Genomic DNA, 16633 nt, shown 5'->3' on the forward strand with positions numbered 1-16633 from the left:
CTCCGAATGAGATTAATGGTTCTCGATGGCCGCCGGACGCCGCCTGCAGCCGTAAACGTCATATGCGCTTATCGATTCTCCACAGACATGGCGGTGGAATCGACGCCGGCACCCCAGGCGGCGATGACGGGCGGGCGGTCAGCCACTGGCCGCGTCCCGCACGACGATCGCCGCATGAACGATGCGGTAGGCGCGCTTGCGAAACGCCGGGATGCGGCAGATCGCGCGGCTTTCCGGGTCACGGAACAGCGGCGTCTTGCCCTTGGGGTTCGCGACCACCTCGAAGCGGCTGCGGTCACTGCCGTCGCTGAAGCGCATGGGTTCATCGAAGATGATCGTTTGCCCGGGCTTCGGCGTAGGCTTGGCCCGGTCGAGTTTCTTGGCGAGCAGGTTGGCGCGGCATCGCGCCCGCCAGGCCAGGGCGTATTCGCTGTCCGTAGCGGTCAGCTCGTCGAGGATCGCGGCCGGACACTCGCTCTCGTTCGGCCCGACCGTTTCATCCATGTCCTTAAACCCGAACGTGCAGCCGTCGCGCGCGCCGGTGCTGGTCTTGGTGAGGCAGACGATGCCGAACACGACCCGTTCGGCGTCGTTCGCCAGGCGCTCGCAAGCGGCGTAATAGGTCGATCCGACCATGGCGGATGCCAGCACGGTGAGCCGATGCGTGTCGCGCTGGTAGGTGAACTGGTTGTCGAGATACGAGCGCGGGGTGGCGTGGCCGCCCATATCGCGCATGAAGAGCCAACCCATGATAAGTCTCCGATGACGTGAGGATCAGGCGGCAGCGGCGAGGCGCGGAGCGCCAACGTCGCCAACCGTCGCGGTAAGCCGGCGCTGGAACGTGGCTGCATCCAGCAGCTCGGCGATCGGCGCGCGTTGAACGGGGCCGGCGTGTTCGCCGCCCCGGCAGCGGTTGAAGGTGATTTCGCTGTCGGGGAGGAAGCTGTGCGGCCGCACGCGGATCGATAGATCGGCGTGGCGCAGCTCGGTCGTGCCATCGTCGGAAAGGCCACCCATGTCGGTGTCGATGCGGACGTCCTGCGCCTCGAGGCCGATCGCCTCGGCAAGCGAAGCGAGCGCGAGGCGTGTCTGTCGATGGAAGGTACGTTTCGCCGCTGCGTCGTCGGCGACGCTATTGCCGGCGATGTCGAGCAGCGCGGATCCGGCGATGACGCTGTTGCGGTCTTCCGCACAGCGCAGGCGCAGTTCGTTTGTGCTGGGCGCACCACGTTCGGCGACGGACGCCAGGTTGCGGATCAGCAGCAGGATCGACGCATCGCGGTCGATCGGCTTGCCGGCACGCCGGCAGTCGTCGACGCCCGCGTTCAGGGCATGGAGCGCTGCGGGCAGGGTGCCGAGCGCGTCGGGAGACAGCGCCTCGTTGTGGCGGTAGTGGGTGTCGTAGAGCATAGCCGAACCTCCTGAGCGCACAGGCGCGCTCAAAAGGCCGAAGGCTTCCTCTCCTCCATGCGTCCCGGGTATTTCGACGACTGCCGTAAGATGGACTTTCGATGTGATCGCGTTAATCTGACCGCGCCGAGGGCTTAACGGCCACGCTCGTGAGAAGGCGTTTGGGCTCGGCACCAGCAGGACATCTACGCGGTGAAATCGCGTGTCCTATGGTGGCCCTGCATGGTCTCCGAAGGCACCGGCGGGGAGCGTCCAGCGATCCGTCAGGATCGAGAGACGCCAGACCGGATCATCGGCTTGCGCCAATTCGTCGGGATTGAGCGTCGCAGCCGGGAACGCCGTGCCGCGATCAGCGAGCTGCGTGACGGTGAGCGTGCGATGGATGGTCTTGCCGCTTGCGGCTTCGCGAGCCGCGACCCGTCGGAAGGCGGCAGGGAAGACGAGCCGGAGCGTCGCCCATTGGTCGGGCGAGCCGAAGATGCAGGCTCGGCAGGACAAGCGGCCCCAACCCAGGACGTAGGCCGGGTGGGGACGGATGCGCGCTTTCGCGATCGCGTCCCAGATCAGGCGTTCGGTCCAGTCATGGACCGGGCGCCAATGATCGACCGCACGCGCGAGGGTCGAGGTGCGATGCGGCTCAAGCGTCGCATAGCGCGCACGCGAGGGACTTTCCTCGGCACGCTCGCCGGTGATGACGAGCGTGCGGCCGTCGAGGAAGCGCGGCTGATTCCGGATCGCGGCCGCGAGGACGTCGATCTTCAGCGCGGGGCTGCACCAGCGCACCCGAAGATCAGGAGACGTCTGGGGAAAGAGCCCGCGCGTGCCGACAGGGCCGTTGCCCCCGGCACGGCCGATGCCGGTCGGCGTCTCGAACAGGATGGGCGCGGTCGGCGCGTCGTCGCGCGCCAGCTCGCGCGCGAAGCCGCCCTCGCGCCACGAGACGTAGAAAGCGATCCCGAAATGCTCGGCGATCGCGCGGACATAGGCGGGCGTGCACGGCCAATCCATGAACGTCGGGCCGTGGCCGTCGACATCATGGTGATGCAGCTCGATCGCGTGTGCCGGCACGCCGAGACTGCGAAGGTGGAGTAAGGCGGCAAGGCTGTCCTTGCCGCCACTGAACGCCACGACGAAGCGCCGGTAGGCGCCGAGGTCGGGGAGGGCGGCCTGAGCGGTCATGCTGCTTCACGGATCTGTTCCTCGGGCTCGTCCGAGGCGTCGAGCCCGGTCGCGCGGAGCAGATACCCGGCTGCGGCTTCGGCCTTCGCCGCGGCGGTCATGATCGCGCGGCTATCCTTGCGCAGCACCTTTAGCCACGAGCCGATATAGGCGGCGTGATCGTCCATGTGGGAGGTGGGGAGACCGAGATCGGCACCGAGCAGCGCTGAGGTCATCTCGGCGCAAAGTTCCTCGAACGCGTAGGCGTCGTCGCCGAAGCGCTTGCCGAACGTGCGATCGAGCCGGTCGGGGTGGCCGCTCCAGTGGCCGGCCTCATGGGCAAGCGTCGCCGCGAAGTAGGCGCGGGTCGAGAATAGCTCGACGGGCGGCATGGTGATGGTGTCGGCGGTGCGGTCGTAGAACGCGCGATCGCCGCGCGTGTGGACCGTTGCCGGCAGCGCATTTAGGAAGCGCCGTGCGCGCTCCGGCAGCGTATCGGCCGGGGGCACGATGTTGACCGGGCTCGGGTAGAAATTGGGCGACAGCCCGTCGATCTGGTCGCAGTTGAACACGGCATAGGAGCGCAGCACGCGCCGCATCTCGTCGGTCGTGTCGCCGGTGATGACGGACTCGACCGTCTTGCTGTAGGACTTGTAAAAGATCGCGATCTGCGACCGCTCGCCCTCGCGGACCTGGCCGCCAAGGGCCTGGTCGGGTAGGCGGGCTACATCGCTGTAACCCGCCCCCCTCAGAACCGTGCTTGCCACTTTCACGGCACACGGCTCAAGCGAACCGCTCACGTTCCCGGTAATATTTCTCCCGAGCGTGAAGTTGCTGATGGCAGTAGAGGTGCATAAGCCGCAGGTTAAAGAGCTCGTCCGATCCTCCGAGCCGACGTGACTCAAGATGATGGACGTGCAGATACTCGTCGTTGTGGATGGTTTCGTTGCACCAGAAGCATACACCCTTCTGGCGCAACGCCAGCTTCCGCTGCCTGCCCGTCAGCTCATCGTGACGCTTATCGCTCCGCTTTTCCCAGTATTTGGCTAACTGGGCGTCGTCGGGCGAGGCGCTGCCCTTCACCAGAACATGCCTCACGATAGGCGTCCAACAAAGCTTCAAGAGCGACGCACCCGGCCCGCGCTCGGCCAAGCCGAACACCCACCGGTCCTGCCGCAACGGGTGGAGCTTCCCCCAGTATTTCCGTTTCAACCAGTACCAAGGCTTGTGCGGATGTGTCTTCCTCGCCCACCGGACCTCCTTGTCGAACATCCAGCTGTCGAGCCGCGCAAAGACCTTCTTCGACACCACGGTGCGATAATAGTTGCTCCAGCCCCGGATGATTGGGTTCAGGCGCGCCATGACCGCGACCGCATTCTGGCCGTGCATGGTCTGCCATTCCTCGCGCATCCGTTGCCGGAACCGTTTTATCGCGTCCCCGCTGGGTTTGATCAGCAGCTTCCAGCCCGCCCGGCTTGTTTCCGGTGTCGGGTAATGGCGCACATTGAAGCCGAGGAAGTCGAAGCCATCGGCAAGGTGGACCACCCGCGTCTTGGATTCGGAGAGCTTCAGCCCTCGCTGTTGCAACCAAGCACCGATATCGGCCTTGGCGGCATAGGCATCTTCCTCGGTCTCGCAGAACACCACGAAGTCGTCTGCGTATCTGACCAGCGCGCGCTTTCCGATATTGTCGCCGCGAGCGATGTGTTTCACACCGACCGCGGCAGCCATGCCGTTGAACGCGATATTGGCAAGCAACGGGCTTATGACGCCACCCTGCGGCGTTCCGCTTTCGGTGTCATGCAGGATGCCCTTCTCCACATACCCCGCCTTAAGCCATTGGCGGACCAGCTCTTTGGCCGGGAACCGCTCAATGGCCGTGAGCAGCGCATCGTGTCCGATATTGTCGAACGCACCCTCGATGTCGGCGTCCAGCACCCATCGCCGCCGGTTTGTCGGACGTGCGATGTTAAAGATCATGCTGATCGCGTCGTGGCACCCCCGTCCGGGTCGGAAGCCGTAGCTTTCCGGCTCGAACCGCGCTTCCCATTCGGGTTCAAGCGCGTTTTTCACGACCGCCTGCATAGCACGGTCGAGGATCGTTGGGATGCCCAAGGGACGGAGTTTGCCGCTTGCCTTCGGGATATACACTCGTCGAACCGGCGACGCTCGCCACGGCTGATGCGCCATTACACGGTCGATCAACGCAGATCGCGCCTCGGTCGTTTTTACCACCAACTTGTCCACGCCGGGAGTGAGCTTGCCCTTGTTGATCTGCGTGACCTGCCGGACGCTTTTGACGGCGTTGGCTCGGCTCCGCAGCATGAGCTTCTGCAACGAGCGCACCTTGCGGTGGTCGCCTTCCCGGGTCGCCCGGAATATCCTTCGTCTCAGATTGCGAACACGCCTGTTGACCTGACGCCAGTAGATGGCGCGCCATTGGGCCTGTCCCTCGGGTTCGTTTACAGGGCGTACCTGCATCCAACTTCTCCGTCGGTTAGCGTTCATCACGATGATGTCGGGCGGTTCACCAAGTCCGCGTCAGCAGCCTTTCGGCTTGGGCATGGCCCTATCCGGCGGGTTATGGATTCCCCGTGCCTTTCGGCGTGCCGGCGTTCGCTTCTCGGACTCTCCTGTTCCCGCTGGGTATTCGGCGGTCCCTTGCGGTTGGCCTACTGCCGTCACCGGCAGTCCCCATCGGGGTTTCCGTGTTCCGCATGATGGAGATGCGGTCGGGGTGGATGCCTATGCTGTGCCGGGGCGCGGTGTCCGCAGCAGGGCCAAGCACGCCCTGTTTCGCAATGCGCCCAACAATGCCGTATCAGCCACGATTTCGGCACCTTACTACCTCACGACACGTCGTTATAGGTTCATGAACTTCATCCGTCCGACCTTCGCCTCGCCCGAGTTCTTCCCATGGCTGGAAGTCGTCTTGGGCTTTCATCCCCGCTCTGCACCAATCGATTACTCGAATCGCACAGGGGAAGCGGCGATAGAACTGGACACTGTTCTAAGTCATTGAGACTACTCCTTTCATGCGACTTTCACGTCGCACCGCCTGCTTGTATGTCATCCACGTCCGGGAGTTATAGCCGGCGCTCTCGGCGCACAGCCACAGCCAGAAGCAGTTGATGCCCCGATAGGGGTCGCCGGTCGCACGCAGCGGACGGCCGCCAAGGCCGGGGCGCCACGGCTTGACCCAGGGACGCACCCCGGACTCGAGCTTGTCGATGATGGTGTTGGTGATGATGTCGGCAGGCGAGGGCTTGTCGGTGGTCTGTGCCACGATCGGTCTCCTGATTGAGGTGAGGCAACCCCGCGTGAGCATCCTCCCCTCTGGAAGGGGACGGTGCCGGGTCACAAAAAGAGGGGCGACACTCCGTAAAAAGTGCCGCCCCCAGGTGCCTCGAAATGTGTAAGCCGGCGTCAGGCTGCTTGGCTGAAATCCTCCTCTTCCTCGTGATCGATCACTGCATCGTCGCCGGTGTCGAGATCGCCATCCTCGTCCTCGTCCGGATCGATGCCGGTCTCGTCGTCGGCGAAGCTGGAGCGGAGCGGCGTGCGTGCCGCCTTCTCGATCGCGTCGAAACGCATCGCCTCGGGCAACCAGGCCGTCGCCTTCTCGCGGATCTCCGCTTCGACGATGCCCTGACCGTTGCACAGCGAGGCACAGGTGCCGGCAAGGTCGCCCTTCTTGGCGTCCTTGTAGCGGCCGCGAAGGATCGGGCCTCCGATCTCCTCGAGCGCGTCGAGCATGACGGTCTTCTTGACCCGGCCGAAGAAGTTCTCGGCCGTCGGGCGCCACCAATTTTCGACCTGGATGTCGAGAAGACGACCGAGATGGTCGTGGAAGCCGTTGCTGCGATAGCCCTCGGCGACGTTGAGCGTCGGTTCGAGGGTACGTGCTATCGAAAACGCGACCCACTCGCCCCGGGCCTCGTCATCGAGCGCTCGGAAGGCGTCGAAGCGCGCGGTCATGGTCGGCAGACCCGCCCAGCTCGTGTCGAGCTTCTGGCGCTGATCGTCGATGGTCTGCGATGCCATCGATCCCTCGTCGCGGAACCCGAAGATCGGGAAGCCCGCGGCGCTCGACTTCAGGGTCGAGTGGTTGGGGATGTGGGCCTGCTCGAAGACCACGTTCTGCGCCATCAGGAAGATGGTCAGGTCGAGGGCCATCGTCGGGTCGCTGGCAACGTGGGCGACGAGGATCTGGCGACGCTGGGTCGCCAGTTCGTCGATCAGTGTGGCGCTGAGTTTCGGACCCTGCTCGCCGTCGCCGGCATCGCTGTCCCCGGCTGCGCCGCCCGATTCCTTGGGCGGCGCGTTCGGGTCCACGACCGGCTTTTCGCTGAACAGGCGGGTGTGGACGCGGGGTTGGCCGTCGCCCCCGATATAGACGAACGTCCCGATCTGCGCTTTCAGCGCCGGATCGATCTCGTGACGAGCGTCTTCGATGGTTTCAAGCTCGCGCTCGATCGCCTCGATACGGGCGTTCGCCGCCTCGGCCTCGGTGCTGCCGTCGGGCAGTTCCTGCTCGAGCTGTTCGATCAGGGCGTCGTTCTCGGCCGACAGAACCTCGACACGCGCGGTCTCGTCCTCGGTGAGGGCGCGGGCCGGAGCGTGATACTCGTGAAGCTGGCGCTCCAGGTCGTAGGGGACGTGCGTCGCCGCGATCGGCGTAACGAACGCGAGACCTTCGGCCTGCGCCAGTTCGGCCGCTGCGGCTTCGAGCTTCGAGGCGGCAAGCGTCTCGATCAGGTCGACGTCGATCCAGTTCTCATCGCCTTCCGTGGCGAAAAGGTCGCCCTCGATGCGACCGCCTGCTGCGACATAGGCCTCGCGACCGACAAACCGCGCTTTGGCGTCGTTCGCCTTGACCGTGCCGTTGAGGATCGCGCGACGGATGTTATCGGGATTGTCGCCATAGTATGCCGTACTCATTTGGGCGAACACGCGCGTCTGGCGATCGACGTCGGTGGTGACGGCGTAAGCCTGCGCCACGCCGAGCGTGATCTCGCCGGCTGCGAGCGCCTCGAAGACAGGAGGGGCCAGCTCGGCAAGGCGCACGCGCTGCTCGACGAACCGGGTGGTCACGCCCTGACGCTTGGCGACGTCCTCGGCGGTCATCCCCTTCTGGATCAGGAAGTTGAACGCGGTGCATTCGTCGGCCGGATTCATGGGCACGCGCTGGAAGTTCTCGGCGAGGCTTGCCTCGATCGCGTTGTCGTCGTCGCTCAGCACGAGGACGGGAACGGTGTGGTCAGCGGGGAGGGTGCCCTGCTCGATCAGGAGCTGGAGCGCGCGCAAGCGCCGACCGCCTGCCTTCACGGTGAACGTACCCGCCTTCTTGAGCGGGGTGACGATCAGGTTCTGCAATAGCCCCTGGGCTGCGATATTCGCGGCGAGGGTGTCGATCCCTGCGTCACGGTTCGATTTGCGCACATTGTCCTTCGACAGCGACAGGTTCTTGACCTTCACGGACTGGATCATCGGTCATACTCCATTCGAGATAAGCGCGCCGTTGTCCGACGGTCACGCGAGCCTGCTCATCAAGCTCAAAAAGCCGAAGGCTCCCTCCCCTCCCTTTGATGATCGGGAAGAGAGCCTTGTGTCGGTTCAGGCGGTGATGCGGTCGATCACGGTCGCGGCCGTGGCGACGGGAATGAACATCCGCGTCTTGTGCTGGATGATCTCGGTGAAGCATCCGCCCGCCTTCAGCTCGGCCAACCGCGTGTGCGGCCAGTCGAGCAGTTCGAGCCGCTGCTGTCCGGCGACCAGGCTGCGCTTCAGCCGGTACGCACCAAGCGCGGTGATCTCCCCGCTGCCCATGACGTGCTTGGCGGTCTCGGCTCCCGACACCGTGATGGTGGCGGCGATGCCGAAGGCGTCCGCGAGCTTGGTCACCAGCGGGGCGGGGACGATGCGGCCGAGAAAGGACTGGCCGTCATCGGTATTCAGACGCCAGACCTGCACGTGATCGTCGGGCAAGCGATCCCATACCGGCAGGAGCAGGCCGGTGACGAGGTAGAGCGTGTTGGTGCGGGTCTTGCCCGACATCTCCTCGACCTCGGCCTGCCACAGCGCGGAGAACTCCGCTTCGCTGGCATCCTCCCACATCGTCTCGAGGAGAAGATCCTGCCGCATCCGTTCGGTGCGGGTGGGGCGGACGAGCTCGTAGCGGCGCACGATCTCGCCATCGTCGTCGGTGAGCGAGTAGGTACTGCACCGGATCGCGGCCTTGCCCGACTTGCGATTGACGATCGGGCGGGCGTCCTCGCCGAGGATCCGCAAAGCGCGATCGAGCGCGAGCGGCTTGTAGCGTTCCTCGGTTTCCAACCGGAGGATCTCGGTCTCGGCGCCGCTCGTCTGGTCGCGCCGGATGACGGTGCGATCGAGGATCGTGATGCGCTCGGCGTTGATGCTCTCGACGCCAAGATCGAGCGTGCCGGCTTCCTTGGCCGCCTCGATCCGGGCTTCGATCAGGCCGAGATACTCGTCGAAGATCGCGTTCTGCATGGCGATGCGCAGCGCAAGGATGCGATTGAGCCAGCGCTGGATCGGGGGCATCTCCTCCTTGAGGCCGCCACCTTCGCCCTCCAGCTCGAGGCCGGTGAGTTTTTGGAATTCGTCCAGCGTGGTGGAGCGCAGCTTGCCATTGGCGAGCAGGCGGAACCACTGTTCGAGCGATTCCTTGGCATAGTCGCTTTCGAGATTGTCGCGCGGGTCGAACAGGCCCTGACCGCCGGTCTGCCGCTGCCCGCGGGTGAGCGCGCCCAGGCTGTCGAGCCGGCGTGCGATCGTTGAGATGAAGCGACGTTCGCCCCGGCAGTCCGTCGACACCGGTCGGAACAGCGGTGCGGTCGCCTGATGGGTGCGGTGTGTGCGACCGAGCCCTTGGATGGCGGCGTCAGCGCGCCAGCCCGGCTCGAGGAGGTAGTGATTGCGGCGCGACTGGTTTTCGCACGTCAGGCTCGCATGATAGCTGCGGCCGGTGCCGCCAGCGTCGGAGAAGATCAGGATCTTCTTCTGCCCGCGCATGAAGGCGTCGGTCTCGGCGAGGTTGGTGCGGGGTGAGCGACTTTCGACGCGCTGGCGGCCGTGCGCGTCCATAATGACGCGACGGCTGCGCCCCGTCACCTCGGCAACCGCATCGGTGCCGAAATGCCCGATGATATGGTCGAGCGCGGATCCGACGATCGGCAGCGCGCAGAGCTGCTCGAGGAGGGTGTCGCGCATATCGAGCGCCTCCTGGCTAAAGACGGGGCGGCCGTCCTCGTCGGACATCGGTTCGGAGCGGGTCTTGCCGGTCTCGTCGACGAAGGTTTTCATCTGCCGGACCGGGAAGGCGGCCGTGAGGTACGACATGAGAAACTCCCTCGGCGAAAGCTCGATGTCGAGGTTCGCGCGCTCTTCGATGGTCAGCGCAGCCAACGCGCGGTTGAGCATCGCCTCGGACGTCGAGACGAGCTGGATGACGACGCTCTCGCCGCGGGCGAGATCGGCGCGGATCGCGGGAACGAGCGAGGGCAGCTTCATGCCGATCAGGAGCTGGCAGAAGAAGCGCTGCTTGGTGGATTCGAAGATCGACAGCGCGGCCGCCTTGGCGCCGCTGTTATAGGTGTCGTTCGAGAAGCTGTCCGTCACGCGGGTCGCGTCCAGCGCCGCGCGCAGGTTCGCGTGGATGATCGCCCACGCATCCGCATAGGCGTCATAGACTTCGATCTGGTCAGGCGTGAGCTTGTGTTCGAGGATATCGTATTCGACACCGGCGAAGCTGAGCGCACGCGAAACATAGAGACCCTGCATTTTCAGGTCGCGCGCGATCAGCTCGAGCGCGGCGATCCCGCCTCGGCGCAGCGAGTCGACGAAAGTCCGGCGATCGGCGAAGGCCGTGCCCGGACCCCACAGGCCAAGCCGCGTTGCATAGGCGAGGTTGTTGACGTCTGACGCGCCGGTCGCGGACACGTAGAGGACGCGGGCGCGCGGCAGGAGGTTCTGGAGCCGCACGCCGGCGATGCCCTGGTCGGACCCGTCCTTGGTGCCGAAGCGGCCTTCGCCGCCTGCGACACCGGCCATCTCGTGCGCCTCGTCGAATACGATCATGCCGTCATAATCGTCGCCGACCCATTCGAGGATCTGCTGGAGCCGGGTGCCCTTGTCACCGCGATTGGAGCGCAGCGTGGCATAGGTGAGGAACAGCACACCTTCGGCCGCGCCGATCGGCGTCCCGAGTTTCCACTGGTTGAGATGCTGGATGTCGAGCGCGAGACCTCCGACCGCGGTCCAGTCGCGCCGCGCGTCCTCGAGCAGCGTCTCGGTCTTGGAGACCCAGATGTGCTTGCGGCGACCGCGCAGCCACTGGTCGAGGATGATCGCGGCGACCTGGCGGCCCTTGCCGGCGCCGGTGCCGTCACCGAGGAAGAAGCCGGTCCGGTAGGGACGGCCATCCTCCGATGGTGCGATCGAGAGACCTTCCTCGACCGGCTTGAACAGGCCGGGGATGTCGCGCTCGAAGGCGTCGCCGGCATAGATCAGCGTCTCGAGCTGTGCGTCGGAGAGCGTCTTCGCGTCGACGACGGCTTGCGGCAAGGTCGGGACGTAGGTCGGCCGCGGCGCGGTGATCGAGCCCATGGCGATCGATTCCACCAGCGCGGTCGGGTGCGCCGATGCGCAGCCGATCGCGATGCGGCTGGGCCGATAGGGCAGGTACACACCGACAGACTCGCCGGTCGGAAGTGGCTCGGGGAAGACGGTGTAGTCGATCGGGGTCGCGGTCTGCGACCGCGCGGCTTTTGCGGGTGGTGCGCTCAGGCGCGGTTTGCTCGTCAAGCCGCTAAGAAGCGAGTTGCGCCCGCTCGGGCGGACGAGCAGCGAGGCCGAGCGTGCGACACGCGCGGACACAGGCGGAGCGGCCTTTGCGGCGATCGCCGCGAGCGCATCGGCGAGCGTCGCGCAGCGGATCAGCTCGGCCGGCGTGCCGGTGCCTTTCTCCAGCACCATGATCTTCACCGTCTGGCTGGTGCCATGCTTCGCATAGGCGTTGCCCGGCAGCTCAAGGTGCAGCGTGAGGGTGCAGCCCTCCGTCGCTTTGGCCCAGGCGCGGCTCGATATGTCCACGCGATCGGGCAGGATGGCAGCGCAGCGGCCTCCGGTGCCCAGACGCATCAAGGCGGCGCGCAGATGCCGGAACGCTGCAAGCGGGTCGGCGTGCCGACCGACGCTGCGCGAGAAGGGAGGATTGATGAGGACGGCCGTTGGCCGGATGGTTGGTTCGAGCAGATCGTGGATCAGCTCGCCATCGTGGCGCGTGACAGTGACGCCCGGGAAGGCGGAGCCAAGCATCTCGGCGCGGGCCGGATCGATCTCATTGAGGACCAGGCGGGCACCGGCGCGGTGCGCGAAGACGGCGAGCAGGCCGGTGCCGGCAGAGGGTTCGAGAACCATATCCGTGGCGGCGATCCTACCGGCGAGCGCAGCGAGGTAGGCGATCGGCGCCGGGGTCGAGAATTGCTGAAGCTCGATTTGCTCCTCGCTGCGGACGGTATGCGTGGGCAGGCCGGCGACCAGATTGGTCAGTGCGGCAAGGCAATCGCCCGGAGTGGACGGAAGCTCGGCCTTCGCCAGGTACATGACCTCGGCGAGTTCGAGCATGTCGTAAGCGTCGCGGAGCGACCAACGACCGTCGGCCGAGGATCCGCCATAGGCTTGCTCCATGACCCACAGCAGCGTGTCGCGCTGGAGCGATCCGTTCCTTGCGATGGTCTCGGCGACCGCCTTGGCGGCCGTGATCGAGGGTTCGGTGAAATCGAGTTCGAGAGCTGCGGCTGAAGTGCGCATCGAGGCCTCCGGTTTTATCGCCCGGTGCTCATCACCGGATCAACAAGCCGAAGGCTCCCTCTCCTCTCAATCCGGGTTCTTGGGGCGCGGCTTGGGATCGAACACTTCGGTCGGACCGAAGCTCTCGCCGAATCTTGGAATGACAAGCCCGACGCCCTTTCCAAGGGCGGTCGGAGCTTGGGCTATGATGTGATATTCCTCGGGATGGCGACGGAAATGAAGCCACTGCGCGAAGCGTCCAGCTATGGTGCCGCGATCGTGAGCGACAGCCGCCTCCAGTGCGGCGATCGCGCTGGAGGCGTCGTCCAAAGCGCCGTCCAAGCCGCTCACCGACATCCCGTTAAGGTACATGGGGGAAGAACTGAATCTGCTTCAGCACGGCCAAAATCCGTTCCCAAACCTTGCGCGAGGGGCGTCGGGTATCGGGAACAAGCGCGTTCTCGATTGCGCGGTTAGCGCGACCGATCATCGTAATGACGTCGTGCGCGCGGTGCGGCAGCGCGGAGAAGTCGCGGGGAGATGTTGGTGCGTTCATGGCGGTTCCTATGTCGTGAGGGGCACGCAGTCGCGTTGGCAACTCGAAGCCGGCTAGTTCCACAAGCGATCGCGAGAGGAAGCGACGGCACTCGTCGTCATCTCGTCCGGTCGGCCGAATGTTGCCTCGATGGAGGCGGCCAGCGCCGCCAGAAAATCGGGATCTTCGATTGCCTGGGTCGTGGGATCGGGCGTCATGACGTCGGCCAGCTCTCCAGGCGTCGGGGCGCGACGCATCGCGGCGCAGGCCGCGATATAGGGCTGGGCGGCGTCGGTCTCGACCCAGCGCCAGAAGGCCGGCCCTTGGCCGAACCACCCCGAATGGAACATGTCGGTGACGGTTTGCGGATTGTAGATCGAGGTCGGTTCGGGCGTGAAACGCGCCGCGATATCTGCCGCCAGAACATCCTGCGCCGTTACATCGGCTTTCGCCGCCTCAAGATCGATATCTTCGGATTTCGCGGGGAGGGGTCTGCGTCCCTCGGCGAGCCAATACCGCAGGTGAGGCTCGGCCTCATCGGTGATCGCCCAACGCGAAAGCGCCAGATCGTCGGGAAACGCGCCTGATTTCGCCATATAGAGCAGGGCTTCCTTCACGTCCTTGTCAGAGAGCGTCATCGGTCAAACTTTCCTCTTCGCATCGATACCGCACGAAAGGTGCGCTCTCCAGGCGTCGTTCCAGTCGTCGTGATGCTCGGGCACGCGGTTGACGAGCTCGCGCCCGTTGGCGGTGAGATGGTCGCGAGCCTTGGCCATCATTCGATCGGCCGCTCGCCCGCGATCGCCATAGACGATGATGCGGCGTACTTTCTCCGGGATGGCGACAAAGGCGAGGCGCTCGACGCCGCCCAAGGCCCAGGTGGGCGTGCCGAACCATTCCATCGCGGACAGGGCGTCCTCGATGCCTTCGGCGAAACCCAGCTCGTCGGTCGCCGGCGCGAGCCGGATCGCGGCGGTGCCGAGCAGGCCCAGCGAGACCTTGGACTTGGGCATCGGCTTGTGGAGCACATTGTCGGGATCGAGGAACGTGCGTTGCACCGCGACGACGCCCAGGTCGTTTTCGACGGCCGCGATCATGGCGGGCATCGTCCGCTTGGACGGGCCCGATCCGTGGATCGTCGCCGCATTGAAGCGCAGCGACTTGGGGAATGGGCCGGAAAGGCCGCGCGCGAGGAGATACTCCTCGGCAAGCGTGCCGGTGATCGGCTGACTGGCTTTCCAGAGCCGGAGCGCGAGCGCGCCCATGTCGCGCTTGGGCTTGGCTTCGGGCATCGAGACGGCTGTGCGATCGTGGAGCTTGCGGCGCTGCAGGGCCTTGAGGACTTCGACCGTCGTGCAACCGGCAAAGCAGTGGAACAGGATCGCTGTGTCCCCCAGACGGACTGACAGGCTCGGAGAGCCGTCGTCATGCGCTGGACAGCGGCATTCGCCGCGCGTGCCGCGCCAGATTCCGCCGAGCTTCTCGACGATATCCTTGGCGCGGACCTCAGCGTCTAGCGGGAGACGTGCCATGGCGATCGTCCTGTGGGTTTGATGGATTTCGGTCATGGGTGCCTCCGGAAAAATTGAACCGAAGAGCAGCCGGCATCCTCCCCTCTGTGGCGGCGATCGCCGCCCGGGTCCGCATCGTCGCCAAAGGATCTAGCGCCGAACTCGTCCTTTTTCGGTGATCGATCATGCGCCGCTCCGCGTCGCACTGGTAGACGTGCCGGCGTTCTTTCGTTGGAGCGGCCGAAGCCGCGCGGCGATATCGGCCGTGGTGAGCTTGCCGGCGGGAAGGCGGATCGTGCGATAGCCGGCCGAAGCGGTCATCGCGTCACGTTGACGATCGCGTGCAGCGTCGTGGCTGCGATCGTCCAGCTCGACCAGCGCGAGGATCGCGCCGGACGTGCGGTCTTCGATCACGAAGTCGACGATCTTCAAGGAAAATTTGTAGCGGGTGCGGGTCGCCTCGTTGCGACCGAAGCCGCCCTTGGGCTGCAAGAGCGCGCCCATCGAGACCTGCACATGCACGCGGGTATGGGGGAGGACGCGTTCGATGATGCCGCGCGCGGCGCGCTCGCGTTCGGTGAGCAGCGCCTTGGCGCGGACGCGGGGCGTGCGCGGGATTGCCTTGGCGATCGCGGCCAGGACGATGACCACGACCAGCGCTGCGAGGAGCAACTCGGGTCGCGTGTAGTGCGTCATAATGCGGTTGGATTTGGTGAGAGGGCCGGGAGGGCGCGCGCTGTGCGCGCCCTCCCGGCCAGGCGAGGATCGTCACCCGGGAGGGCCGAGACCGCGTGCGGGCTCGGTCGGCGCGTAGCGCCGATAGAGCCGTGCCGAAGGCCGCCCCCGCGTCCCATCAGCTATCCGAGTCTTCGGTGTCGGCCTTGGTCAGCACTGAAAACGTGTCGGCGATCAGCTCGGTGCGGTACGATGTATCGTTGGCTTCGCCATGCTGGCTTTCACGCACTCGCCCGGTGATGTGAACAAGATCGCCTTTATTGGCATTGTCGACTTGCGAAGCGACGTTTGAGAAACACACCACGCTGTTCCAATGTGTATCGGTCTTCCACTCCTCTCCGTCACGCCGATTATAATTCGCCGCGACGCTGACGTACTTCACTTTTTCACGCGACGTGATCTTACCGATCCGACCGATGATCCGAAATTCCGCAATATTCTGAGGCATCATACTCTCCTTTGCTGAAGTGGAATGCTGAAACCGCCCGGTTCATAAAGCGCTATTCGCGCTCCTGCTCGGGATGTTGGAAATGGTATTTGGCGATGTTTTCGGGCGTCGCGTAAAGCTGGTACGCGTGTGTCCAGTCGTGACTGATCTCGCGCTGCGCGGTCTGGAGCGGCACTTGGTGCGTGCAGACCAACCGCCACAGCACGTAGGCGAGGACGTTTTTGTCGCCGGCGTTCGCCTGACCCTCTCTCGGTTGAAGCCAGAGGTCGTGCATGTCGAGCGGCGCTCCTCCGATCGAGATTGGGATTAGATGGTCCAGCTCATAATCGGCCATGCGTTCGCCGGGGTGTTGCGCATCCATCATGCGCCGTTTTAGCGGCCCGGTGATCGAATAGGCGGGTCGTGCCGACCGGGCGTAACCCGGGCGGCAGATCGTGCCGTCGATGTTGGCCTGCGTAATGGCCGGGTCGACCGCGCCCGGTGTTTCGGGCGGTGGAAGAAGCGCGGCCCGATTTTTAGGGATCAGGGGAGAGCGAATTACCTTGGATAGGCCGGCGACGGCATCGCACACGGACCCGTCGTTCGTTGGGGTGCAGCCGAGCGGGGCGGACCCGGCAGCGCCGTGGTCGAGCGTGGGGTGATGCCACAAGACGATCCCTCCGAGGATCGCGGCGCCGCCCAGGAGCGCGCGCAGTCTCACGAAGGGCCGGTCGGAAGGGCTGTGACCCGCTGCGGGTTTCGTTCGGTCACTACGCGCCGCTCCTGGTCATTCGTCCATAGCTTGTCCGATATTATCGCCAGATCGTTTCAAGACAACCCGTATAAGGGAAAGCGGCAAATGAGACGCGCTCAATGGTCGAGCGACGGCTGTTTAAGGGCGCTGAGCGTCGAAAAACGCGATCAGCAGGCACGACGGTCGCCGTTTGGGAGCTGCCCAAGCCGCTTGCTCCCATCGGGGAGCATTCCGGAGCCGAAGGCGACGGTCCCGAATTTTGGTTTTGCAGTGGTGGTGGTTTGCGG

General features: G+C 65.0%; 14 protein-coding genes and 1 pseudogene. All 15 read right to left on the reverse strand.

What is annotated here, in order from left to right:
* Positions 1 to 138: 138 nt before the first annotated feature.
* Entirely contained in the window at positions 139 to 750 is a 612-nt protein-coding gene (locus tag FHY04_RS18700; RefSeq protein WP_183937399.1) for a DUF6927 domain-containing protein, read from the reverse strand.
* Positions 751 to 774: 24 nt separating this feature from the next.
* Positions 775 to 1410 (reverse strand): hypothetical protein, encoded by a 636-nt coding sequence (locus tag FHY04_RS18705; protein WP_183937400.1) that lies wholly within the window; start codon positions 1408 to 1410, stop codon positions 775 to 777.
* A 207-nt stretch (positions 1411 to 1617) separates the two neighbouring features.
* Positions 1618 to 2589 (reverse strand): phosphoadenosine phosphosulfate reductase family protein, encoded by a 972-nt coding sequence (locus FHY04_RS18710; protein WP_183937401.1) that lies wholly within the window; start codon positions 2587 to 2589, stop codon positions 1618 to 1620.
* Complete coding sequence (locus FHY04_RS18715) at positions 2586 to 3335, reverse strand: zincin-like metallopeptidase domain-containing protein (protein WP_311725581.1); 750 nt, start codon at positions 3333 to 3335, stop codon at positions 2586 to 2588. Before FHY04_RS18715 ends, FHY04_RS18710 begins: the two co-directional genes overlap by 4 nt.
* A gap of 16 nt (positions 3336 to 3351) precedes the next feature.
* Entirely contained in the window at positions 3352 to 5049 is a 1698-nt protein-coding gene (gene ltrA, locus FHY04_RS18720; protein WP_183937402.1) for a group II intron reverse transcriptase/maturase, read from the reverse strand.
* 574 nt (positions 5050 to 5623) lie between these two features.
* Positions 5624 to 5854, reverse strand: a pseudogene (locus FHY04_RS18730) (ArdC-like ssDNA-binding domain-containing protein); the annotation flags it as partial.
* A 140-nt stretch (positions 5855 to 5994) separates the two neighbouring features.
* Positions 5995 to 8058 (reverse strand): ParB/RepB/Spo0J family partition protein, encoded by a 2064-nt coding sequence (locus FHY04_RS18735; protein WP_183937404.1) that lies wholly within the window; start codon positions 8056 to 8058, stop codon positions 5995 to 5997.
* A 126-nt stretch (positions 8059 to 8184) separates the two neighbouring features.
* Entirely contained in the window at positions 8185 to 12405 is a 4221-nt protein-coding gene (locus tag FHY04_RS18740; RefSeq protein ID WP_183937405.1) for a strawberry notch-like NTP hydrolase domain-containing protein, read from the reverse strand.
* 66 nt (positions 12406 to 12471) lie between these two features.
* Positions 12472 to 12741: a hypothetical protein gene (locus FHY04_RS18745; protein WP_183937406.1), complete on the reverse strand. Its 270-nt coding sequence runs from the start codon at positions 12739 to 12741 to the stop codon at positions 12472 to 12474.
* 4 nt (positions 12742 to 12745) lie between these two features.
* A complete protein-coding gene (locus tag FHY04_RS18750; protein WP_183937407.1) occupies positions 12746 to 12940 on the reverse strand; it encodes a hypothetical protein in 195 nt (64 codons plus the stop codon).
* A 53-nt stretch (positions 12941 to 12993) separates the two neighbouring features.
* Entirely contained in the window at positions 12994 to 13536 is a 543-nt protein-coding gene (locus FHY04_RS22740; RefSeq protein WP_260171637.1) for a hypothetical protein, read from the reverse strand.
* 24 nt (positions 13537 to 13560) lie between these two features.
* Complete coding sequence (locus tag FHY04_RS18760; RefSeq protein ID WP_260171638.1) at positions 13561 to 14451, reverse strand: toprim domain-containing protein; 891 nt, start codon at positions 14449 to 14451, stop codon at positions 13561 to 13563.
* Between the two features lie 162 nt (positions 14452 to 14613).
* Complete coding sequence (locus FHY04_RS18765) at positions 14614 to 15126, reverse strand: DUF2726 domain-containing protein (RefSeq protein ID WP_183937409.1); 513 nt, start codon at positions 15124 to 15126, stop codon at positions 14614 to 14616.
* Between the two features lie 157 nt (positions 15127 to 15283).
* Entirely contained in the window at positions 15284 to 15613 is a 330-nt protein-coding gene (locus FHY04_RS18770) for a single-stranded DNA-binding protein (protein ID WP_183937410.1), read from the reverse strand.
* A gap of 52 nt (positions 15614 to 15665) precedes the next feature.
* Entirely contained in the window at positions 15666 to 16313 is a 648-nt protein-coding gene (locus FHY04_RS18775; protein ID WP_311725590.1) for a hypothetical protein, read from the reverse strand.
* Positions 16314 to 16633: the final 320 nt, after the last annotated feature.

This window comes from Sphingomonas sp. BK481 (assembly GCF_014194875.1).
Classification (GTDB): Bacteria; Pseudomonadota; Alphaproteobacteria; order Sphingomonadales; family Sphingomonadaceae; genus Sphingomonas; species Sphingomonas aerolata.

Excerpts from the sequence above, each read along its gene's own strand:
- FHY04_RS18700 (WP_183937399.1), bottom strand. The coding sequence starts at position 750 with ATGGGTTGGCTCTTCATGCGCGATATGGGCGGCCACGCCACCCCGCGC.
- FHY04_RS18705 (WP_183937400.1), bottom strand. The coding sequence starts at position 1,410 with ATGCTCTACGACACCCACTACCGCCACAACGAGGCGCTGTCTCCCGAC.
- FHY04_RS18710 (WP_183937401.1), bottom strand. The coding sequence starts at position 2,589 with ATGACCGCTCAGGCCGCCCTCCCCGACCTCGGCGCCTACCGGCGCTTC.
- ltrA (WP_183937402.1), bottom strand. The coding sequence starts at position 5,049 with ATGCAGGTACGCCCTGTAAACGAACCCGAGGGACAGGCCCAATGGCGC.
- FHY04_RS18735 (WP_183937404.1), bottom strand. The coding sequence starts at position 8,058 with ATGATCCAGTCCGTGAAGGTCAAGAACCTGTCGCTGTCGAAGGACAAT.
- FHY04_RS18740 (WP_183937405.1), bottom strand. The coding sequence starts at position 12,405 with ATGCGCACTTCAGCCGCAGCTCTCGAACTCGATTTCACCGAACCCTCG.
- FHY04_RS18745 (WP_183937406.1), bottom strand. The coding sequence starts at position 12,741 with ATGTCGGTGAGCGGCTTGGACGGCGCTTTGGACGACGCCTCCAGCGCG.
- FHY04_RS18750 (WP_183937407.1), bottom strand. The coding sequence starts at position 12,940 with ATGAACGCACCAACATCTCCCCGCGACTTCTCCGCGCTGCCGCACCGC.
- FHY04_RS18760 (WP_260171638.1), bottom strand. The coding sequence starts at position 14,451 with ATGGCACGTCTCCCGCTAGACGCTGAGGTCCGCGCCAAGGATATCGTC.
- FHY04_RS18765 (WP_183937409.1), bottom strand. The coding sequence starts at position 15,126 with ATGACGCACTACACGCGACCCGAGTTGCTCCTCGCAGCGCTGGTCGTG.
- FHY04_RS18770 (WP_183937410.1), bottom strand. The coding sequence starts at position 15,613 with ATGCCTCAGAATATTGCGGAATTTCGGATCATCGGTCGGATCGGTAAG.